19 protein-coding genes and 2 tRNA genes are annotated in these 18412 nt (G+C 33.8%); 9 read left to right on the forward strand and 12 right to left on the reverse strand.

Annotated elements, in window-relative coordinates; translation table 11 throughout:
• Positions 1 to 3: 3 nt before the first annotated feature.
• A complete protein-coding gene (locus AC3QL1_RS01345) occupies positions 4 to 504 on the reverse strand; it encodes a lipocalin family protein (RefSeq protein ID WP_492494484.1) in 501 nt (166 codons plus the stop codon).
• A gap of 200 nt (positions 505 to 704) precedes the next feature.
• Here AC3QL1_RS01345 and htpG point away from each other — a divergent pair, with 200 nt between their 5' ends.
• The 4 genes from htpG (at position 705) to AC3QL1_RS01365 (ending at position 5867) form a co-directional block, all read left to right on the forward strand.
• On the forward strand, positions 705 to 2588 hold the full coding sequence (gene htpG / locus AC3QL1_RS01350; RefSeq protein WP_492494486.1) for a molecular chaperone HtpG: 1884 nt from the start codon (positions 705 to 707) through the stop codon (positions 2586 to 2588).
• Positions 2589 to 2774: 186 nt separating this feature from the next.
• Complete coding sequence (locus AC3QL1_RS01355; protein ID WP_492494488.1) at positions 2775 to 4040, forward strand: patatin-like phospholipase family protein; 1266 nt, start codon at positions 2775 to 2777, stop codon at positions 4038 to 4040.
• A 143-nt stretch (positions 4041 to 4183) separates the two neighbouring features.
• Positions 4184 to 5008, forward strand: a complete 825-nt coding sequence (locus AC3QL1_RS01360; protein ID WP_492494490.1) for a hypothetical protein — start codon at positions 4184 to 4186, stop codon at positions 5006 to 5008.
• 130 nt (positions 5009 to 5138) lie between these two features.
• Positions 5139 to 5867 (forward strand): DUF4369 domain-containing protein, encoded by a 729-nt coding sequence (locus AC3QL1_RS01365; protein ID WP_492494492.1) that lies wholly within the window; start codon positions 5139 to 5141, stop codon positions 5865 to 5867.
• 50 nt (positions 5868 to 5917) lie between these two features.
• Here AC3QL1_RS01365 and AC3QL1_RS01370 read toward each other — a convergent pair whose 3' ends face one another.
• The 8 genes from AC3QL1_RS01370 to idi form a co-directional block, all read right to left on the reverse strand.
• On the reverse strand, positions 5918 to 6316 hold the full coding sequence (locus tag AC3QL1_RS01370; RefSeq protein ID WP_492494494.1) for a helix-turn-helix domain-containing protein: 399 nt from the start codon (positions 6314 to 6316) through the stop codon (positions 5918 to 5920).
• A 352-nt stretch (positions 6317 to 6668) separates the two neighbouring features.
• Positions 6669 to 6742, reverse strand: a tRNA-Thr gene (locus AC3QL1_RS01375).
• 105 nt (positions 6743 to 6847) lie between these two features.
• Positions 6848 to 6921 (reverse strand) — tRNA-Thr (locus AC3QL1_RS01380).
• A gap of 78 nt (positions 6922 to 6999) precedes the next feature.
• Positions 7000 to 7266, reverse strand: coding sequence for a hypothetical protein (locus tag AC3QL1_RS01385; RefSeq protein WP_055093243.1), 267 nt, complete (start codon positions 7264 to 7266; stop codon positions 7000 to 7002).
• A gap of 57 nt (positions 7267 to 7323) precedes the next feature.
• On the reverse strand, positions 7324 to 8292 hold the full coding sequence (locus tag AC3QL1_RS01390; RefSeq protein WP_492494496.1) for a type I phosphomannose isomerase catalytic subunit: 969 nt from the start codon (positions 8290 to 8292) through the stop codon (positions 7324 to 7326).
• A gap of 58 nt (positions 8293 to 8350) precedes the next feature.
• A complete protein-coding gene (locus AC3QL1_RS01395) occupies positions 8351 to 8809 on the reverse strand; it encodes a peroxiredoxin (RefSeq protein WP_492494497.1) in 459 nt (152 codons plus the stop codon).
• Positions 8810 to 8812: 3 nt separating this feature from the next.
• Positions 8813 to 9223, reverse strand: coding sequence for a 6-carboxytetrahydropterin synthase (locus AC3QL1_RS01400; protein WP_042565962.1), 411 nt, complete (start codon positions 9221 to 9223; stop codon positions 8813 to 8815).
• A 21-nt stretch (positions 9224 to 9244) separates the two neighbouring features.
• Positions 9245 to 9772 carry an isopentenyl-diphosphate Delta-isomerase gene (gene idi, locus AC3QL1_RS01405; RefSeq protein WP_492494499.1) on the reverse strand — a complete coding sequence of 176 codons (528 nt, stop codon included), beginning with the start codon at positions 9770 to 9772 and terminating at the stop codon, positions 9245 to 9247.
• A gap of 297 nt (positions 9773 to 10069) precedes the next feature.
• On the opposite strand from idi, the gene msrB reads away from it, so the two are divergent.
• Positions 10070 to 10627 (forward strand): peptide-methionine (R)-S-oxide reductase MsrB, encoded by a 558-nt coding sequence (gene msrB, locus AC3QL1_RS01410; RefSeq protein WP_492494501.1) that lies wholly within the window; start codon positions 10070 to 10072, stop codon positions 10625 to 10627.
• An 11-nt stretch (positions 10628 to 10638) separates the two neighbouring features.
• On the forward strand, positions 10639 to 11247 hold the full coding sequence (gene msrA, locus AC3QL1_RS01415) for a peptide-methionine (S)-S-oxide reductase MsrA (protein ID WP_492494503.1): 609 nt from the start codon (positions 10639 to 10641) through the stop codon (positions 11245 to 11247).
• Positions 11248 to 11322: 75 nt separating this feature from the next.
• Here msrA and AC3QL1_RS01420 read toward each other — a convergent pair whose 3' ends face one another.
• Positions 11323 to 11757: an META domain-containing protein gene (locus AC3QL1_RS01420; RefSeq protein WP_492494505.1), complete on the reverse strand. Its 435-nt coding sequence runs from the start codon at positions 11755 to 11757 to the stop codon at positions 11323 to 11325.
• 261 nt (positions 11758 to 12018) lie between these two features.
• Here AC3QL1_RS01420 and AC3QL1_RS01425 point away from each other — a divergent pair, with 261 nt between their 5' ends.
• Both AC3QL1_RS01425 and AC3QL1_RS01430 read left to right on the forward strand, forming a co-directional pair.
• Positions 12019 to 13425: an aminopeptidase P N-terminal domain-containing protein gene (locus AC3QL1_RS01425; RefSeq protein ID WP_492494507.1), complete on the forward strand. Its 1407-nt coding sequence runs from the start codon at positions 12019 to 12021 to the stop codon at positions 13423 to 13425.
• 218 nt (positions 13426 to 13643) lie between these two features.
• Positions 13644 to 14603 (forward strand): quinone oxidoreductase family protein, encoded by a 960-nt coding sequence (locus AC3QL1_RS01430; protein WP_492494508.1) that lies wholly within the window; start codon positions 13644 to 13646, stop codon positions 14601 to 14603.
• Positions 14604 to 14989: 386 nt separating this feature from the next.
• On the opposite strand, the gene AC3QL1_RS01435 is transcribed toward AC3QL1_RS01430, so the two are convergent.
• Both AC3QL1_RS01435 and AC3QL1_RS01440 read right to left on the reverse strand, forming a co-directional pair.
• The gene (locus AC3QL1_RS01435) at positions 14990 to 16078 is read right to left on the reverse strand and encodes a DUF6630 family protein (protein WP_492494510.1); all 1089 of its coding nucleotides are present in this window, start codon (positions 16076 to 16078) and stop codon (positions 14990 to 14992) included.
• Positions 16079 to 16151: 73 nt separating this feature from the next.
• Positions 16152 to 17711 (reverse strand): NAD(P)/FAD-dependent oxidoreductase, encoded by a 1560-nt coding sequence (locus tag AC3QL1_RS01440; protein WP_492494512.1) that lies wholly within the window; start codon positions 17709 to 17711, stop codon positions 16152 to 16154.
• A 365-nt stretch (positions 17712 to 18076) separates the two neighbouring features.
• On the opposite strand from AC3QL1_RS01440, the gene AC3QL1_RS01445 reads away from it, so the two are divergent.
• Complete coding sequence (locus tag AC3QL1_RS01445; RefSeq protein WP_492494514.1) at positions 18077 to 18313, forward strand: hypothetical protein; 237 nt, start codon at positions 18077 to 18079, stop codon at positions 18311 to 18313.
• Positions 18314 to 18412 lie beyond the last annotated feature (99 nt).

Genomic DNA, 18412 nt, shown 5'->3' on the forward strand with positions numbered 1-18412 from the left:
ATATTAATTTGCTCTTTGAAATTGGTATGTTACATCCTTAGTTTGTCCACCAACATTAATGTTATCGATTAACTGAAATGAATTATCAGTCAATCCGGCTACTTTTAGCAAATATCCTGATTTAACATTTTTTGATTTTAAACCCGGATCTACAATTTTAAGAACAAAAAGTCCCTGATTGTTGATACTCCATACGATTGGAGATGTAAATGCAGTACAACTAGGAGCATTTAAAGTCATTGTACCCTTATTATTGTTTGAAATAAAGTTCCATGTACTACCAATGAAGCATTTAGAATCTGCAAGATCAAAAGAATTTACTTTGATATAATCAGAACCCGGATAAGAAACATTGGTTAAAACCCAATTTCCTTTAATAGCTACTTGAGTAGGTCGGTCAAGTTTAGTCGAAAGCGTAGTTGCCTCAGTTGAAGCTGTTGACGAAGATGATTTACACGCAAAAAACATCGTGGCAACCATGCAAATGAAAATAATTTTCTTCATTTTATACATTTTTTTTTAAGTTAATACTTACAGTTTAACAATTATTATATTACAAAGATACAATTCATAGAAATAAGTTTAGTTTTAAAATCTAATTATTTTCTTTCAAAATTAACACTTGCGCCATTTTGTCACCCTTAAATAATTGGTATTCTATTTGAAGAAATGAGAATCATCACGTTAAACTAAATTTATAAAATATGACAACAGGTAAAATTAATGTTTCGGTAGAAAACATCTTTCCCTTAATCAAAAAGTTCTTATACAGCGATCACGAGATTTTCTTACGTGAATTGGTTTCAAACGGAACCGATGCTACTTTAAAACTGAAACACCTAATTAGTATTGGTGAGGCTAAAGTAGAATACGGAAATCCTGTTATTGAAATCAAAGTTGATAAGGAAGGCAAAAAAATCCACATCATTGACCAGGGTTTGGGTATGACTGCTGATGAAGTAGAAAAATACATTAATCAGGTTGCCTTTTCCGGAGCCGAAGAATTCCTTGATAAATACAAAGATTCTGCAAAAGATTCTGGAATTATCGGACACTTTGGTCTTGGTTTTTATTCTGCTTTTATGGTTGCAGAAAAAGTAGAAATCATTACAAAATCATACAAAGATGAGCCTGCTGCACACTGGACATGTGACGGAAGTCCTGAATTTACGTTAGAACCGGCTGACAAAACTTCACGTGGTACAGAAATCATCTTGCATATTGCCGAAGATTCTCTAGAATTTTTAGAAGATTCTAAAATCGCAGGCTTACTAAATAAGTATAATAAATTTATGCCTATTCCGATTAAATTCGGAACAAGAACAGAAACACTTCCAAAACCGGAAGATGCTCCTGAAGATTACGTAAATGAAACTGTTGAAACTGATAATATCATCAATAATCCAAATCCGGCGTGGACAAAACAGCCAACTGAATTATCTGATGAAGATTATAAAAACTTCTACAGAGAATTGTATCCAATGCAATTTGAAGAGCCGTTATTCAACATTCATTTAAATGTAGATTATCCTTTTAACTTAACTGGAATCCTGTATTTCCCTAAGTTAGGTTCTGATATGCAAATTCAGAAAGACAAAATTCAATTGTATCAAAACCAGGTTTACGTTACAGATAACGTAGAAGGAATTGTACCTGAATTTTTGACAATGCTAAAAGGAGTTATTGATTCTCCGGATATTCCGTTGAACGTTTCCCGTTCTGGTTTACAAGCGGATGGTGCGGTTAAGAAAATCTCTAACTACATTACACGTAAAGTTGCCGATAAATTAAAAGCATTATTCAACGAAAACCGTGCTGACTTTGAAGCAAAATGGAACGATATTAAAATCGTTTTAGAATACGGAATGCTTTCTGAAGATAAATTCTACGAAAAAGCAGGTGCATTTGTTTTATATCCAACGGTTGACGATAAATATTTTACTCTTGAAGAATTAAAAGAGAATTTAAAAGAAAATCAAACAGATAAAGACGGAAAATTAGTTGTTCTTTATGCAGGAAACAAAGATGCTCAGCACTCTTATATTCAAACTGCGAAAGACAAAGGATATGAAGTATTGCTTTTAGATTCTCCGATTATTTCACACTTAATTCAAAAAATTGAAGGTGATAATAAAGACTTAACTTTCGTTCGTGTTGACTCTGATCACATTGACAACTTAATCAAAAAAGACGAAAACACGATTTCTAAATTATCTGATGAAGAAAAAGAAAAATTAAAAACTTCGTTAGAAGCTTATATTCCTAAAGCATATTCTGTTCAGTTAGAAGCTATGGATAGTCAGGCAGATCCTTTCATTATTACGCAACCAGAATTTATGCGTAGAATGAAAGAAATGAGTCAGTCTGGCGGTGGCGGAATGTTCGGAATGGGTAATATGCCGGAAATGTACAATTTGGTTGTAAATACCAATTCTGATTTGGCTACCAACATTTTGAATACTGAAGACAAAACGCATCAGGAACATTTGGTAAAACAAGCTTTAGATTTAGCTAAATTATCTCAAAACTTATTAAAAGGAGAAGCACTAACGGCTTTCGTAAAAAGAAGTTTTGAAATGATTAAATAAAGATTTTCACATCTTACTATATTACTAAACCTGCAAATATTATTTGCAGGTTTTTTTATGCCCGAACCAGACTTTTTGTGTACAAAAAATGGGTAATAATCCCCTTTTCAAACACAAGAGCATTCTATACTTTTACATCTCCCTAAATCATAACTTATTGATTATCAATATTAAAATTAAAAAGTCATGGATAAGAGAAAATTTACGGAGAATGGAGAGATTTTGACAATTTTAAAAGATTTAAAAGAGCAGATCAAGGATAAAAAATATTCTGATATCGTTGATGTTCATAATTGCCAATATGTTGATTTAGTACAGGAAGGCGGCGGAGTATTAGGAATTGCCCTGGTTGGGTATGTATATGTGTTAGAACAAATGGGAATTCGGTTTTTAAGTCTCGCCGGAACTTCTGCCGGAAGTATCAATACGATGCTTATGGCCGCTGCAGGAACCTGTGATATTGAAAAATCAGAATGGATATTGGATTGTTTGTGCAATAAGAACTTATACGATTTTGTAGATGGAGATCATGACGCACGCGAATTTATTGACACCTTACTCAGCGATGCCGGAAATGTAAAACTAGTTATGAAAGGCTGTCAGGTTGTTGACAATTTTAAAGATGATCTGGGTTTAAATCCGGGTAATAATTTCTACCAGTGGATTTCGAATCTTCTTTCTCAAAAAGGAATTAAAAATTATGCTGATTTAAGAGCTTTACGCTTAAAAGGAGTTTCAGATAAAAATAAGTTATTTCGAATAAACAGCATTAATTACGGAGACAAAGAAGAATATACGAGACAAGATCATTGGAGCGAAATGGCCATAATTGCCGCCGACATCACTACAGAAAGCAAAATTGTTTTTCCTAAAATGATGGATTTGTTTTACTCTAATCCTGATGTGCAAAATCCCGCCGATTTTGTTCGCGCTTCTATGTCTATCCCTTTATTTTTTTCTCCTTTTAAAATAAAAAATATTCCAACCGGTGTTGAAGCCTGGAATAAATGGAACGATGCAACCTGTTTAAGAACTTCTGTTCCGTCTGAAGTTATGTTTATGGATGGAGGGATAATTTCAAATTTCCCAATTGATATTTTTCATGAAAATTTAAATGTTCCGGCCTCTCCTACTTTTGGTATAAAACTGGGTTATGATAAAAATGAAATCCATAAAAATGAAAAATTAACCAATGTCATCAGTTCTATGTTTGATACTGCGCGATATGGCTACGACTCCGAGTTTTTAAGAAAGAATCCTGATTTTAAAAACCTTATTGGATACATCGATACCGGAAGTCACAACTGGCTTAACTTTAACCTGACAGAAGATGCAAAAATTGATCTTTTTATTCGTGGTGCACAAAAAGCTTCAGAATTTTTAGTGCGATTTGATTGGGAAGAATATAAAAAAATCAGAAAAGCGAAAAGTGAATATTACAAAACCGTTTAAAAAAATCATTCTTCTATAAAACATTTTGATATAAAAAAACGTTTTAAAATCCTGTAGACTTTGCTTACAGGATTTTTTATTGCCATTTATTTTTTTTATTACATTTGAATACTATTTAAACCTAATCAAAAACCAAAACTACTATGAAAAAATCTATTATTTTATTGCTAACCATTTGTGCAACAGGATTTATATATATTTCTTGTTCCAGCAATGACAGTGAACCGATTGCTCAAACCGATGTATCTTCTGTTGGAGCTTCAATGGCAATTGATGCTGCTAATGAAATGGATATTAAAACAGGATTATTCGTTTCAACTAAAAATCCGGCAGCAAAAACAACAGAAGCTGCGCCAGGAATTTGCGCTACAGTTACAGTAAATCAGCAAAGTGCCGATTCTTATCCAAAAGTATATACTGTAGATTACGGAACAGGTTGTACAGACAATCAAATTGCAAAAAAAGGAAAACTAAAAGTCACACTTTCCGGACCAATTACAACAACAGGAAGCAAAATGACCATAGAAAGAATTGACTATTCAATTGCCGGCATTAAACTGGAAGGAACTATAGAATACACCAATACTACAACGGTTGCCACTGTACCACAATTTAGCAGAAAAGTGACCAATGGAAAATTCACTGATTTAGCGGGAAGAATTTATCTTAACTCCGGAATGGTTGTCGTAAAACAAACTGCCGGCGTTGATACTCCGTTTGTACTTGATGACAACGTTTATGAAATGACAGAAGGAACTCATATGGTAACTTCTCCAAGTGGCGAAATCTTAACGTTAACGGTTCAGGAAACTTTGATTAAAAAATATTCTTGTGAATTTGTTTCGAAAGGAAGACTAAAAGTTCAGGGCGGAATATTAAATGGTGTTGTTGATTACGGAAACAATACTTGCGACAGCAGATACACGTATACTAACGAAAACGGATTATCATTTGAGTTAGCAATGTAACCAAATAAATTACTGAAAATCAGGAATCCCAATTTAGAAATAGATTGGGATTTATTTTTATTAAAAATTAAACACCGAGAACTTCACATTCAAACTATTTTCTTTATTTTGCAGCAAAATCTAAAAACCAATGAAAAAATCAATTATTGCCTTTGCTGCAATTGCACTATTAGCATCATGCAGCAAAAAAGAATCTACTGACGGTTTACACTTAACAGGAAATATTAAAGGATTAAAAAACGGAACTTTATATATTCAAAGAGTTGTTGACACTTCACTTGTTGCTATTGACTCTATCAAAATAGACGGAAATTCAGCTTTTGAAAGAGATATTAAATTAGAATCGCCAGAAGTATTGTACTTATTCCTGGATCGCGGAGTAACCAATTCGCTTGACAATAATATTTTGTTTTTTGCTGAACCGGGCAATATGAATATCGATACCAATCTTGATAATTTTATTTACGGTGCAAAAATTACCGGATCTAAAAATCAGGAATTATATGAAGAATACAAAAAGATAAATTCTCGTTTTAATGATGAAAACCTTTCTATGGTTGAATCAAAATTTAATGCAATAAAAAGACAAGATCAAAAAGCAGTTGACAGCATTGATGCAAAACAACAATCTAATATCAAAAGAAGATATTTGTATGCTACAAACTTTGCCATTAACCATAAAGACCACGAAATTGCACCTTATATAGCTTTAGCAGAGATTTACGACATCAATGTAAAGTTTCTGGATACAATTCAAAAATCAATGACTCCAAAAGTAGCGCAATCACTTTACGGTAAAAAGTTAACGAAGTTTGTTAATGAAATAAAGAAAGAAGAACAAAAAGTTTCTAATCCATAAAAAGAAAGCCCTTGAATATTCAAGGGCTTTCTTTTTACATTTTTTTTAGCTTATTTTCCTTTAAGTATTTTTTCCAAATATTCAACTTTCTCTTTTTCAACCTGGACTAAACGCTCATATAATTCCACAACTTTATCAAGTGGATTAAAAGTCGGCTGATATTGAATATTGGAATTCATTGAAGCATTATCATTATTATTGATTGTATTACCAATAATATTAAAAATTGCTTCTTCTGAAAAGTTTTTTATTCCTTCTACACTTACACCAAGTGCTTCCGCAATTGCCTGAAGTTTATCTTCATCAATCGTTTCACTATTTTCGATAGCCGAAATTGCTTGTTGATTTGTACCTAAAGCTTGTGCTAACGCTTCTTGCTTCATATCTCTCATTTCACGAATACGGCTAATTTTTCGCCCTATATGATTTTGTTTTGTTAGTGTGCCCATAATTCAAAGATAATAATTAAGTGTAACAGCAACAATATGTAAAAAACATATTTTAAGCTTTACGATACAAGCAAAAATACAATTTTTCAGACAAGAAAAACGATTAAAGCAATTAACTTAATAAATTCCAATTTTCCAGACATAGCCAATGGTTTCAACCATTGGGACGCAATATATTTCACAATGAATTTTCACAACACGTTTTCATAATACGTTTTCATAATACGTTCCCCAAGGTTGAAACCTCGGGCTATGAAAAAAGAAATATAAAGAGATTTAATAAAATGTTGTGTTTTTCATAATTGCTATAAAACAAAAAAACCACCACTTAAAAAGTGATGGTTTTACGTTGAGCCGGCGGAGGGACTCGAACCCACGACCTGCTGATTACAAATCAGCTGCTCTAGCCAACTGAGCTACGCTGGCGACTCATTACGGGTGCAAATATAAAATGGTTTTTTCAATTTCCAAAATAAATTCACTTCTTTATTTTAATAAAAAACCATCCTAAAAAAGGATGGTTTTATGTTGAGCCGGCGGAGGGACTCGAACCCACGACCTGCTGATTACAAATCAGCTGCTCTAGCCAACTGAGCTACGCTGGCGACTCATTACGGGTGCAAATATAAAGCGGTTTTTCGTTTTACCAAAATAAATTTGCACTTTTTTATACTTTTTTTTGCTTATAATTCGTTGATTTTAGCAATCAATTGATTAGCAGTTTCTTCCAATTCAACATTGATTTGTTTGAAATGCGCTTTTTTGTTTTCAACGTTCTTTGCATTCACTTTTGTGATCAAAGTATCAAAAGCAGCGATAGCCTGATCGATCAAAGCATTCGTTTCTGGAGTAGGATTTCCTGAAGTAGACATTTCAAATAAGTAAATTGCCTCAATAATATCTCCTAATACGAAATTGATATCTTTCTTTAAATTTTTAACGTTTGCCATTTTTATTTTTATTTTAATTTGCGACTGCAAAAATACACATAATCTTTCTATTAAGCGCTATGAAATGTAAATTTCTAAAATAGAAGCATTTCCAGTTAAAATAAATGCATTAATCTCAGCCGGAACCAAAATGGTATCTCCTTTTTTATACGATTGTTTGAAACCGTCATATTCAATTTCAAAACTGCCTTCGATACACATATAAACCGTAAAACTTGCTCCTGATTTAGAAACTTCCAATTTATTTTCTAACGGAAGAAAATTGGTTGTAAAATACGGGCAATCTACCACTACATTTGATGTATTGGTTTTTGTTTCATATTTTTTCTGTGTATCTACTTTATTATAGTTTATCGCATCAAGTGCTAAATCAACATGAAGTTCTCTGGTGTTTCCCTGTGCATCTTTACGATCAAAATCGTACAAACGGTAAGTTATATCAGAGGTTTGCTGAATTTCAGCAACCACCAATCCTGCTCCAATGGCGTGAACGGTTCCTGTTTCTAAAAAGAAAACATCTCCCGGTTTTGCCGTTACAGTATCTAAAATTGAAACTAAAGTTTTATCATTTAAATGTTTCAGATATTCCTCTTTACTGGAGTTTTCTTTAAAACCAACAATAATTCTTGAATTCGGATCAGCTTGTGTAACATACCACATTTCGGTTTTACCAAAAGAATTATGACGTTCTTTTGCCAGTTTATCATTCGGGTGAACCTGAATCGAAAGGTCTTCTCTCGCATCTAAATATTTAAAAAGTAACGGAAATTGCTTTCCAAAACGTTTGTAAACTTCAGTTCCCAAAATTTCGTTTGGAGTTTCGTCAATAAGATCCATCAACGATTTTCCTTTCAACTCACCATTAGCCACAACACTCACGTCGCCTTCTACAGTTGATAATTCCCAGCTTTCGCCAGTTATTTTAGAAGTAATTGGTTTGTTAAGAATAGTTTTTAGTTTTTCTCCTCCCCAGATTCTTTCTTTTAAAATTGGTTCAAATTGTAATGGGTACGTTTTCGGTTTCATAAGTTTTTCTTTTTTGGCTAATATGTTAATTAATTATTTTTGATGTTAATATGTAAATTTATAATACTAATTCTCTAATTGTTTCTAATGCTTTCGGAATGTGTTTTGCGGCATTCATGCTGTCAAAAACATAAATCACAACACCATTTCTGTCTATAATATAAGTTACCCTTCCTGGTAAAAGTCCAAATAAATTATTGCGGACTCCAAAAAGCTGCCTCAATCTTTTATCAGGATCAGACAATAATATAAAAGGCAATTCATGTTTCTTGGCAAATTTGTGATGCGATTTTACGCTGTCACTACTAATTCCAATAACTTCAGCGCCTAAATCCTTGAAATCTTCGTATTGATCCCTAAAACTACAAGCTTCAGTGGTACAACCGGGTGTATTATCTTTTGGATAAAAATAAATCACCAGAGGCTTTCGACCCAAAACATTTCGGCTTTCAAAAACTTCTCCGTGACTATCCTTTGCAGTAAAATTCGGAACTATATCTCCTGTTTTTAATGACATTTATTATTCTCCTTTATAAGTTACAAAATTGCGGTCCGTTTCATTCAGGACGATTTCTAAATCAAAATCGGGCTGAATTCTTTTTCTAATTTTATTCCATATCACAACGGCAATATTTTCAGCTGTTGGATTCAAATCCTGAAATTCCGGGACATCCAGATTCAGGTTTTTGTGATCAAACGGAATTTCTACTTCTTCCAGTATAATATCCGCCAATACTTTCACATCTAAAACAAAACCAGTTTCGGGGTCAATTTTTCCTGTAACACTTACTGTTAAACCATAATTATGACCATGAAAATTGGCGTTATTGCATTTTCCAAAAACGGCATCGTTTTTTTCAAATGTCCAATCTTTCCTGTGCAATCGATGTGCAGCATTAAAATGTGCTTTTCTTGATATGGTTACTCTCATTTAGGTTTGGTTGGTATATTGTTAAATTTTATGGTCTTCTAAAAAATGATAAAATTCATCAAAAATTATTTTAAACCATACAGTATAAATTTCGGGCTGTTTTTCAATATCTTCTTTAATATCTTCAATTTTCATCCATTTCCAGTCTTCCACTTCATCAGTATTAATCGCCGGATTGTCATTATAATACCCAATCATTACATGGTCGAGCTCGTGCTCTGTTAAACCGTTATCAAAAGGCGCTTTATAAATAAAATGAAAAAGTTCTTTCAATTCAGCTTTAAAACCCATTTCTTCAAATAATCTTCGGCTTCCGGCTTCGATATTTGTTTCTCCTTCACGCTGATGACTGCAACAAGTATTTGTCCAGAGTAAAGGCGAATGGTATTTTTGATGTGCACGCTGCTGCAGCATGATTTCATTTTTACTGTTTAAAATAAAAACCGAAAATGCACGGTGCAAAAGAGCTTTTTCATGCGCTTCCAATTTTGGCATTAAGCCAATTTGTTCATCGTTTTGATTGACTAATATTACGTTTTCTTCTATCATAGGGCGTTTTGTACAAACAAAAATACGAAAAAAGAAATGGCTTGAAAATCCTAAAAAAGATTGTGAAAAGTTTAACGAGCCTACAGTTTTACAAGTATTTAGTATTCAAAACTTTAAAAATATTTTTTCCTTTTAAATTCCCCTAAAAATAAGTCCAAAAAACTAAACCCATTGCATTTACGTAAATAAAAAAAAGTTAAAACATACTTAAAAAAATCTCAATTGTAAACGACACGACATTTCTAAGCCAACTCTCGTCGTACCTTTGGTTTACAAATTTAAAGCCTCACTAAAATTATGAAAACAAGAATCCAATTTTTCAGTCTTTGCTTTATACTTCCGCTCTTTATATTTCAGGCTTGCGGACAATCTTCAAAAAAACAAAATACAAAAACTGTTGTTATGGAAAACAAAATCGATAAACCCGGAAACCCATATTACTCGAATACAGACACGACAAAATTAAACGTTAGCGATGCCGAATGGAAAAAAGTACTTCCGGATGATGTTTATGCGGTAATGCGTCAGGCAGATACAGAAAGACCTTTTACAGGAAAATACTGGAACACGGATGAAAAAGGAACTTACTATTGCGCTTCATGCGGAAACCTGCTTTTCAGATCGGGAGCAAAATTTTCAAGCAGCTGCGGATGGCCAAGCTTTTTTGAACAAGACAACAAAAAAAGCGTCGTTTATAAAAATGACAATTCTCTTGGAATGGAAAGAATTGAAGCGCTTTGCGGAAGATGCGGCGGACATTTAGGTCACTTATTTGATGATGGACCAGCACCAACCGGAAAACGTTATTGCATGAATTCGATCGCGCTTGATTTTATTCCTGATTCTCAAAAATAAATATTCTCAATATGAAAAATACAATTCTTATTTTCCTTTTTGCCTTATCCCTTAACGGATTTGCACAAACAAAAAAAGCTTCAAACCTGGAAACCATCACCGTTGGTGGAGGATGTTATTGGTGTGTTGAAGCGGTTTACGAAAACTTAAACGGAGTAAAATCTGTTGTTTCAGGATTTTCCGGCGGAAAAGTTGCCAATCCAACTTATGAAGAAGTTTGCACCGGAACAACCGGTCACGCCGAAGTGGTACAAATTACGTACGACAAAAACGTAACAGATATTAATGAAATCTTCCAGGTTTTCTTTACTGTTCACGATCCTACAACTTTAAACAGACAAGGCGCCGATGTGGGAAAGCAATATCGTTCTGTGATTTTTTATAAAAACGAAGAACAGAAAAAGGCAGCTCAAAGTATCATTGCCGAACTTAACAAAGCAAAAGTTTATGACAGTCCGATTGTGACAAAAGTCGAACCGTTTACTAAGTTTTATAAAGCCGAAGATTACCATCAGAACTATTATGCAAACAACAAAAATCAGCCGTATTGCAAAATGGTAATTCAGCCTAAAATGGCGAAATTCGAGAAAGTCTTTAAAGACAAACTCAAAAAGAAATAAATTCTATATATAAAAAATGGGGAAATGAATTAAATTCATTTCCCCATTTTTTATAACCCATTTTTTAAACTAAAGTTATTTAGCTACTTTTTTAAATCTCATCATCGGCACATCGCCTTGAATTAGATTTAGTTTTCCGTCTTTATCAATAGAATAACTTGTGATTTTTTTCATCTGCTGTAAAAATTGTCCTTCTCCGCCACCATCACAAAACATCATTGTAGTTGGTCCCGGCTCTCCAAAAGTCAAAGAATTTCCATTTAAAGTAAATGGCGCACTGTAGCCATTACATCCGCTATTACCAAAAACATTTTTTTCTTTCTGATCAAAAGTAATTTGTGGTTTTTTATTTGGATACAATCCTTCAAAAGCAATTCTTGGTCCTGAAATATATTCTAATTCCCAAGTTGTATCATAAATACTGGCCGAGCTTTTGTTTTCTTTTGATGCCATACATGAAACAAGTAATAAGGTTAAAACCGAAACGATTGCAATGGTATGTTTTTTCATAATGTGTCTTTTTAAATTAAATGATTTGTTTTTTTTGAAGATTAAAAATTAGCCTTTAATATCTTTTCTCAATATTCATGCCCGGTTTTAAGTTTTAAACAGAAAAACTTTCAACAATAATTGACATCTTCTCATCTCTAAGTTACACATTTTTCTTAAAGAGAATAGTAATACAGAACTTAAATTCCATTATACAATTGTATTTTTTTGTAATTTGCAACGGTCAAAAAACTAAAATAATCAAATAAAAAAACCACAAAAATGAAGCAATTTCTTTTATTGTTTGCCTTCGTAATTACCATTACCCAAATCCATTCACAGGAAAATTTACCAACAGATTATCTAACAAAAGAATTTCATAAAGGCCGCAGAGATGCTTTCAGAACTTTGATGCCTGCCAATTCTGTAGCCGTAGTTTTTTCTTATCCTGAAAGAGTTTTTTCAAAAGATATTAACTACAATTACCACCAAAATCCAGATCTATTTTACTTAACAGGATACAAAGAACCAGATGCCGTTTTATTGATTTTTAAAGAAAATCAGGGAACCGGAGAAACGTATAATGAAGTATTGTTTGTAAGAGAAAAAAACGCAAACCGCGAAATGTGGACAGGAAGACGTTTAGGAGTTGAGGGAGCAAAATCTAAACTAGGACTTTCAACCGCTTATAACGGTAAAGACTTTAAAGATTTTGCAATCGATTTTAAAAAGTTCGACAAAATAATCTACGACAAAATTCCAACAGATATTGGAAAAGACAAAAGCGGTTTTGATCTTTTTGGTTTGTTGGAAACCTTTAAAACTAAAGCAGGAATTACTATAGAAAACGAAGCTTCTTTAGAACTTTTCAGAACGATTACAAACTCATTAAGAGAAATAAAAACACCCGAGGAAATAGTTTTAATGCGCAAAACCGTAAAACTTTCCTGTATTGCGCACAACGAAGTTATGAAAGCTGTTGGTCCGGATATGAGCGAAAATGAAGCGGATGGAATTCACGCTTATGTTCACAGACATTACGGCTCTGAAGGCGAAGGTTATCCGCCAATTTTAGGCGCTGGAGCAAACGGATGTATCTTGCATTATGGAGAAAACAATGCTACAAAAATCGACAATCAATTATTACTGATGGATGTTGGTTCTGAATATCACGGTTATTCTGCCGATGTTACGAGAACAATTCCGGCAAACGGAAAATTTACGCCAGAACAAAAAGCCATTTATCAATTGGTTTATGATGCTCAGGAAGAAGTTTTTAAAATCTGCAAAGAAGGAACACCAATTCAGGATTTGAATAAAAAATCTAAAGAAGTGATCGCTGCCGGATTAATCAAATTGGGAATTATTACCGATCCTAATGATGTCAAAATATATTATCCACATGGATGTTCGCATTTTCTTGGTTTAGATGTTCACGACAAAGGAAATTATATGGGCAACTTAAAAGAAAACATGATCCTTACTGTTGAACCTGGAATTTATATTCCGGCAAATAGTAAATGCGATAAAAAATGGTGGAATATTGGTGTTCGTATTGAAGACGACATTCTAATAAAAAAAGATTCATACGAAAATCTATCTGCTGAATCTCCAAGAAAATGGGATGAAATCGAAAAATTAGCAGCACAAAAAAGCACTTTCAACGACATGAAATTCCCTAAAATTTAATAGCGCATTTTTTAAACACATAGAAACATAGATTTTTTACAACTAAAAAGAATATAAAAAAGAAACTCATTTCTCTCACATAGTCAGCTTATGCGTATTTAAACAAATGAAATGCCTTTTTATGAAGCTGCAGAGCTATGTTCTATGTGTTAAAACCACTCAATGCTTACACTAAGACCAATTTTTCACTTACTTTGTATTCCTAAAAATACAAAAAAATGAAAGCACTTACCTTCTCCACTTTCGGGGATTCAGATGTTTTAGAATATATAGAGATTCCAAATCCGGAATTAAAAAGCGATGAGATTTTAGTCGAAATGAAAGCCATCGGATTAAATTTTGCTGATGTTTACAGACGAAAAGGAAATTATCACCTAAAAGGAAACCCGCCTTTTATTGCCGGTTACGAAGGTGCCGGAATTGTGGTCGATTCCAATAATCATTCCGAATATAAGGTTGGCGATCGTGTGGCTTTCGCCGATGCTCCTTTTGCAAATGCAGAGTTAGTTGCCGTAAATACAAATCACGTTTTGCCTTTACCCGAAGCTATTTCTTTTGAAACCGCAGCTTCTATTTTATTGCAAGGTCTAACAGCGCATTACTTAGCAACCGACAGTCATAAAACCATAAAAGGCGAAACTGTTTTAATTCATGCGGTTGCAGGCGGAGTTGGGCAATTTCTAACACAAATCAGTAAACTTCTGGGCGCGAATGTGATTGGTTTAACCTCATCGTCAGACAAAGCAAAAGTGGCAATCGAACAAGGCGCAGATCATGTTTTTCTTTATAACGAAGATTGGAAATCTCAGGTTTTTGAAATAGCTTCTAAAGGTGTTGATGTTGTTTACGACAGTATTGGAAGTACTTTGATGGAAAGTTTTGAAGTTACCAAAGAATGCGGTCAGGTTGTTTTCTTCGGAATGGCGGGCGGCGATCCTGCACCTGTAGATCCGAGAATGCTAATGGATGGCTCAAAAACTCTAACCGGCGGTGATTTATGGAGTTATTTAAATTCTAAAGAAGAAAGAACCAAAAGAGCCAACCAATTATTTCAATGGATTACAGAAGGAAAACTTACGCTTTCAAATCCAACATCCTTCAAATTATCAGAAGGAAAACTGGCGCATGATTATCTGGAAAGCCGAAAAAGTACCGGGAAAATTATTCTGATTCCGTAAAGGATAATCTGGGCGTGCCACCAATAAAAAAAGGGGCTGACTATTGCAATTGCTTAGTCGCCCCTTTTTTTATTGCTGTCGGGCTATCCGCGCTACTTCGGTAGCTTGCTTCTATCCCTCACGCGAAAAAATTTGCAGATAAATTGTGTAGTCTCTACGAGACATTATATGGTATATCTATATTTTTACTACCAACATTTAACTCCTAACGGAGTATTTAATATTTATAATATTGAAGTTTTTTCACAATCTTGTCATTTCGATGAACGAGAAATGACAAAAAATGAGCATAAAAAAAATCCGTTTTTATCCGCGTTTTCGCTTAGCGAATCCGTTTTATCCGCTTACTCCCGCATAATACTTTGCCACAAAAATCAAATACAATATTACAACTGATTAACCTCAATCTTCGTCAATTCAGACAATTGCACTATTCTGTTCACGTCATTTTTATTTGCTAGAAAAAACAAATAATTATCGCCGTGTGTATCGTAAGTCATCAATTCAAGATCGTGCTTTTCTAATGCCGATTGAATATACGGAAACAAATCATGGCTATAGGTTTCTTCCGGATAATTGAAGTTAAGATCTTCGCCCATCATTTCAGAAATAAAATATTCGGCATCTTCGGGATCAAATTTCCAGTCACTGTTCCATGCGTCAATGCTTTCAAAGAAATCAAAATGTCCTTCTACTTTTTCGTAGTAGTCTTTTGCTTCGTTTTTAAAATCTTTAAAAAGCTTTTTTGATTGTTTTTTCAGTTCTTTTTCTTCGATATCTCCTCTTGAAACCAGTTTTATAAACTCTTCAAAAGTGTTAATTGTAACTTCTTCGATTTCCAGTAAATTTTCTGTTGAAGGAAGTTCCACACTTTCCGGAATTTCAATTTCTAAATACTGGCAAATTGCCTGCAGTACTATTTTAAAATCTTTAATTCCAATTTCCTGCGTTTCATTTTTAGGATTTTTTACATCCAGAGGCTCGGTTCCTAATATGCCTTTTGTATAATCTATAAAATGACTGCTTGAATATAAGATTTTAAAATCGTTTGTTTCTGCACTATTCGTACAGCAAAAAAAGATGATAAAATTATTTAAAACGTAATTAAAGTATTTTTTGACTTCCGCACTCGGATCTGAATAGAATTGAATGTGGATAAAATCATATTCTAATTCCTGCTGCATTATTTCATCGGTAAGAACTCCAATGTCGATTTTTTTATAAAGTTCATTTAAAACTTCATAAGCATTTTTAAAACCTGCTTTTTCAATTTCTGCTCTGCCTTCTTCGTGATCTAATGAAGTGGGAAATGTGTACAAATTCACCGAAACGGCATCGCGAATTCCCTTTACTTTTAATTCAATATTATTTGACTCATGATACAAATAGGCATAAATCGAATCGATTATATCAAATGAAATAATAGATTCAGGGTCGTTATTTCGACCAAACAGATTAGAAAAGAAATTTTTCATTGGCGTATATTACAAGATTAATTTTAAATTAAATATAATATATTCCAATAAATAAAAAGCCTTGATTTCGGGATTATTTCAAAGTTTCTGCAATCATTAAAGCGCATTTTTCTCCGTCAATTGCAGCAGAAATAATTCCGCCCGCATAACCTGCACCTTCTCCGCAAGGATACAAACCTTTTATTTGTAAATGTTCATACGTTATAGGATCTCTCGGAATTCTTACTGGCGATGAAGTTCTGCTTTCCGGAGCATGTAAAATCGCTTCATTAGTTAAATAACCGCGCATCGATTTTCCGAATTCTTTAAATCCTTCACGTAAAATCTGCGATAAAAATCCGGGAAAAACCTGTCCCATTTCTACCGAAGTGGTTCCGGGAACATAAGACGTTTTTGGGATATCTGCAGAAACTTTATTTTGAGTAAAATCGACCATTCTTTGTGCCGGAACTTTTTGGGTTTCGCCTGCTAAATGCCACGCTTTTTGTTCGATACTTTTCTGAAATTCCATTCCGGCCAAAGCGCCAAATTTTGCAAAAGGTTTAAAATCTTCCAATTTTAATTCAATCACAATTCCGGAGTTTGCCGTAACCTGATCCCGTTTTGAGGGCGACCATCCGTTTGTAACCACTTCACCTGGACTCGTCGCACAAGGCGCAATTACACCTCCCGGACACATACAAAACGAATACATTCCGCGGCCGTTGACTTGTTTTACAATAGAATACGGAGCCGGCGGCAAATGCTCGCCACGATAATCACAACTATACTGAATACTGTCAATCAATTGTTGCGAATGTTCTGCACGAACACCCAGAGCAAAAGGTTTTGCTTCTATGAAAATTTTCTTTTTATCCAGTAATTCAAAAATATCACGCGCCGAATGCCCCGTTGCTAAGATCAATTTATTAGAAAGAATCTTGTCTCCGTTTTGGGTAACGATACCTTCCACTTCATTATTTTTTACTAAAATATCAGTTACACGTGTATCAAACAAAACCTGACCACCAAACTCGATAATTTTATTTCGAATGTCTTCGATAATTTTAGGTAATTTATTGGTTCCGATATGCGGATGCGCTTCTACCAAAATATCTTCAGAAGCTCCAAAAGCTACTAAAAGTTCCAGGATTCTGGTAACATCACCACGCTTTTTAGAACGCGTATATAATTTTCCATCAGAATAAGTTCCTGCTCCGCCCTCGCCAAAACAATAATTCGAATCTTCGTTTACCAAATGATCAACGTTGATTGCTTTTAAGTCACGTCGGCGTCCGCGGACATCTTTTCCTCGTTCGATTACAATTGGCTTTAAGCCTAATTCTATTAATTGCAATGCAGCAAAAAGTCCCGCCGGACCTGCGCCAACCACAATAACTTCCTGCGCCGAAGAAACATCCTTATATATAGGTAGCTCAATTTTAGTTTCCTGAAAAGGTTCGCCTTGTAAATAAATAAGGACTTTGAGGTTTATTTTTATTGCTTTTTGTCTTGCATCAATAGATCGTTTCAGGATCGAAACGTGCTGAATTTCTTTGGGAGAAACTTTTATTTGTTTAGATAAATAGTCTTTTAGCAACAATTCGTTTGCAGCTATTTCTGGTGTTACCTGAAGTAAAAGTTCTCTTGGCATTTTCTTTTATTTAATCAATTAGCTTTTCTATTTATGAAAAGAAGATGCAAAAATACTATTTTGAAATGAAATTATCTCCCTGCAGTAAAATTTGCACGCAGATTTACACAGATATAAGCAGATTTAAAACTGACTTTATAAAAATAACCGCAAAGTGCGCTAAGATTTTTAAAGGTATGATTTTATAAAAACACAAAGTTCGCAAAGTTTTATCAACACAAAGCTTTGCGAACTTTGTGTTTAAATGCGTAAAGTAAAATTAAATCTTAGCGCACTTTGCGGTTAATTCTACAGTAACTTTTTTAATCTTCCTAAAAAAGACTTTGTACCTTTGCTCCTCTGAACCTTTGCACCTTTAAAAAAAAATGTCTAGAAAAATAAAACTGATTTGGGATTTTCGTGGTCCGGCTTCTGCAAAAACAGCTGAACATCATGAAATTCATTTAAAAGAATATATCGCCATAGAAAAACTTCCGTTGAATATTACGGGTTTTAAAATCATAAACGAAATGCAGGCAATTGCCTTTATGGTGGTTACTGATGAAAATATGATTCAGGTAAGAGATGCTTTGAAACCGCATCGAGGGGAAGTCTATGAGTAGTTTTTCAGTTTTCAGTCGCAGTCACGAAAACTGTAAACTGAGACTGTAAACTTTTAGTCTCAGTTTTCAGTCAGTAAAAAACTGTAAACTAAAAACTGA

The sequence above is a fragment of the Flavobacterium sp. GW823-FHT04A11 genome, assembly GCF_058796535.1.

Excerpts from the sequence above, each read along its gene's own strand:
- AC3QL1_RS01430 (WP_492494508.1), top strand. The coding sequence starts at position 13,644 with ATGAAAGCACTTACCTTCTCCACTTTCGGGGATTCAGATGTTTTAGAA.
- idi (WP_492494499.1), bottom strand. The coding sequence starts at position 9,772 with ATGATAGAAGAAAACGTAATATTAGTCAATCAAAACGATGAACAAATT.
- AC3QL1_RS01355 (WP_492494488.1), top strand. The coding sequence starts at position 2,775 with ATGGATAAGAGAAAATTTACGGAGAATGGAGAGATTTTGACAATTTTA.
- htpG (WP_492494486.1), top strand. The coding sequence starts at position 705 with ATGACAACAGGTAAAATTAATGTTTCGGTAGAAAACATCTTTCCCTTA.
- AC3QL1_RS01440 (WP_492494512.1), bottom strand. The coding sequence starts at position 17,711 with ATGCCAAGAGAACTTTTACTTCAGGTAACACCAGAAATAGCTGCAAAC.
- AC3QL1_RS01435 (WP_492494510.1), bottom strand. The coding sequence starts at position 16,078 with ATGAAAAATTTCTTTTCTAATCTGTTTGGTCGAAATAACGACCCTGAA.
- AC3QL1_RS01385 (WP_055093243.1), bottom strand. The coding sequence starts at position 7,266 with ATGGCAAACGTTAAAAATTTAAAGAAAGATATCAATTTCGTATTAGGA.
- AC3QL1_RS01420 (WP_492494505.1), bottom strand. The coding sequence starts at position 11,757 with ATGAAAAAACATACCATTGCAATCGTTTCGGTTTTAACCTTATTACTT.
- AC3QL1_RS01365 (WP_492494492.1), top strand. The coding sequence starts at position 5,139 with ATGAAAAAATCAATTATTGCCTTTGCTGCAATTGCACTATTAGCATCA.
- AC3QL1_RS01395 (WP_492494497.1), bottom strand. The coding sequence starts at position 8,809 with ATGTCATTAAAAACAGGAGATATAGTTCCGAATTTTACTGCAAAGGAT.
- AC3QL1_RS01445 (WP_492494514.1), top strand. The coding sequence starts at position 18,077 with ATGTCTAGAAAAATAAAACTGATTTGGGATTTTCGTGGTCCGGCTTCT.
- AC3QL1_RS01370 (WP_492494494.1), bottom strand. The coding sequence starts at position 6,316 with ATGGGCACACTAACAAAACAAAATCATATAGGGCGAAAAATTAGCCGT.
- AC3QL1_RS01400 (WP_042565962.1), bottom strand. The coding sequence starts at position 9,223 with ATGAGAGTAACCATATCAAGAAAAGCACATTTTAATGCTGCACATCGA.
- AC3QL1_RS01360 (WP_492494490.1), top strand. The coding sequence starts at position 4,184 with ATGAAAAAATCTATTATTTTATTGCTAACCATTTGTGCAACAGGATTT.
- msrA (WP_492494503.1), top strand. The coding sequence starts at position 10,639 with ATGAAAAATACAATTCTTATTTTCCTTTTTGCCTTATCCCTTAACGGA.
- msrB (WP_492494501.1), top strand. The coding sequence starts at position 10,070 with ATGAAAACAAGAATCCAATTTTTCAGTCTTTGCTTTATACTTCCGCTC.
- AC3QL1_RS01425 (WP_492494507.1), top strand. The coding sequence starts at position 12,019 with ATGAAGCAATTTCTTTTATTGTTTGCCTTCGTAATTACCATTACCCAA.
- AC3QL1_RS01390 (WP_492494496.1), bottom strand. The coding sequence starts at position 8,292 with ATGAAACCGAAAACGTACCCATTACAATTTGAACCAATTTTAAAAGAA.
- AC3QL1_RS01345 (WP_492494484.1), bottom strand. The coding sequence starts at position 504 with ATGAAGAAAATTATTTTCATTTGCATGGTTGCCACGATGTTTTTTGCG.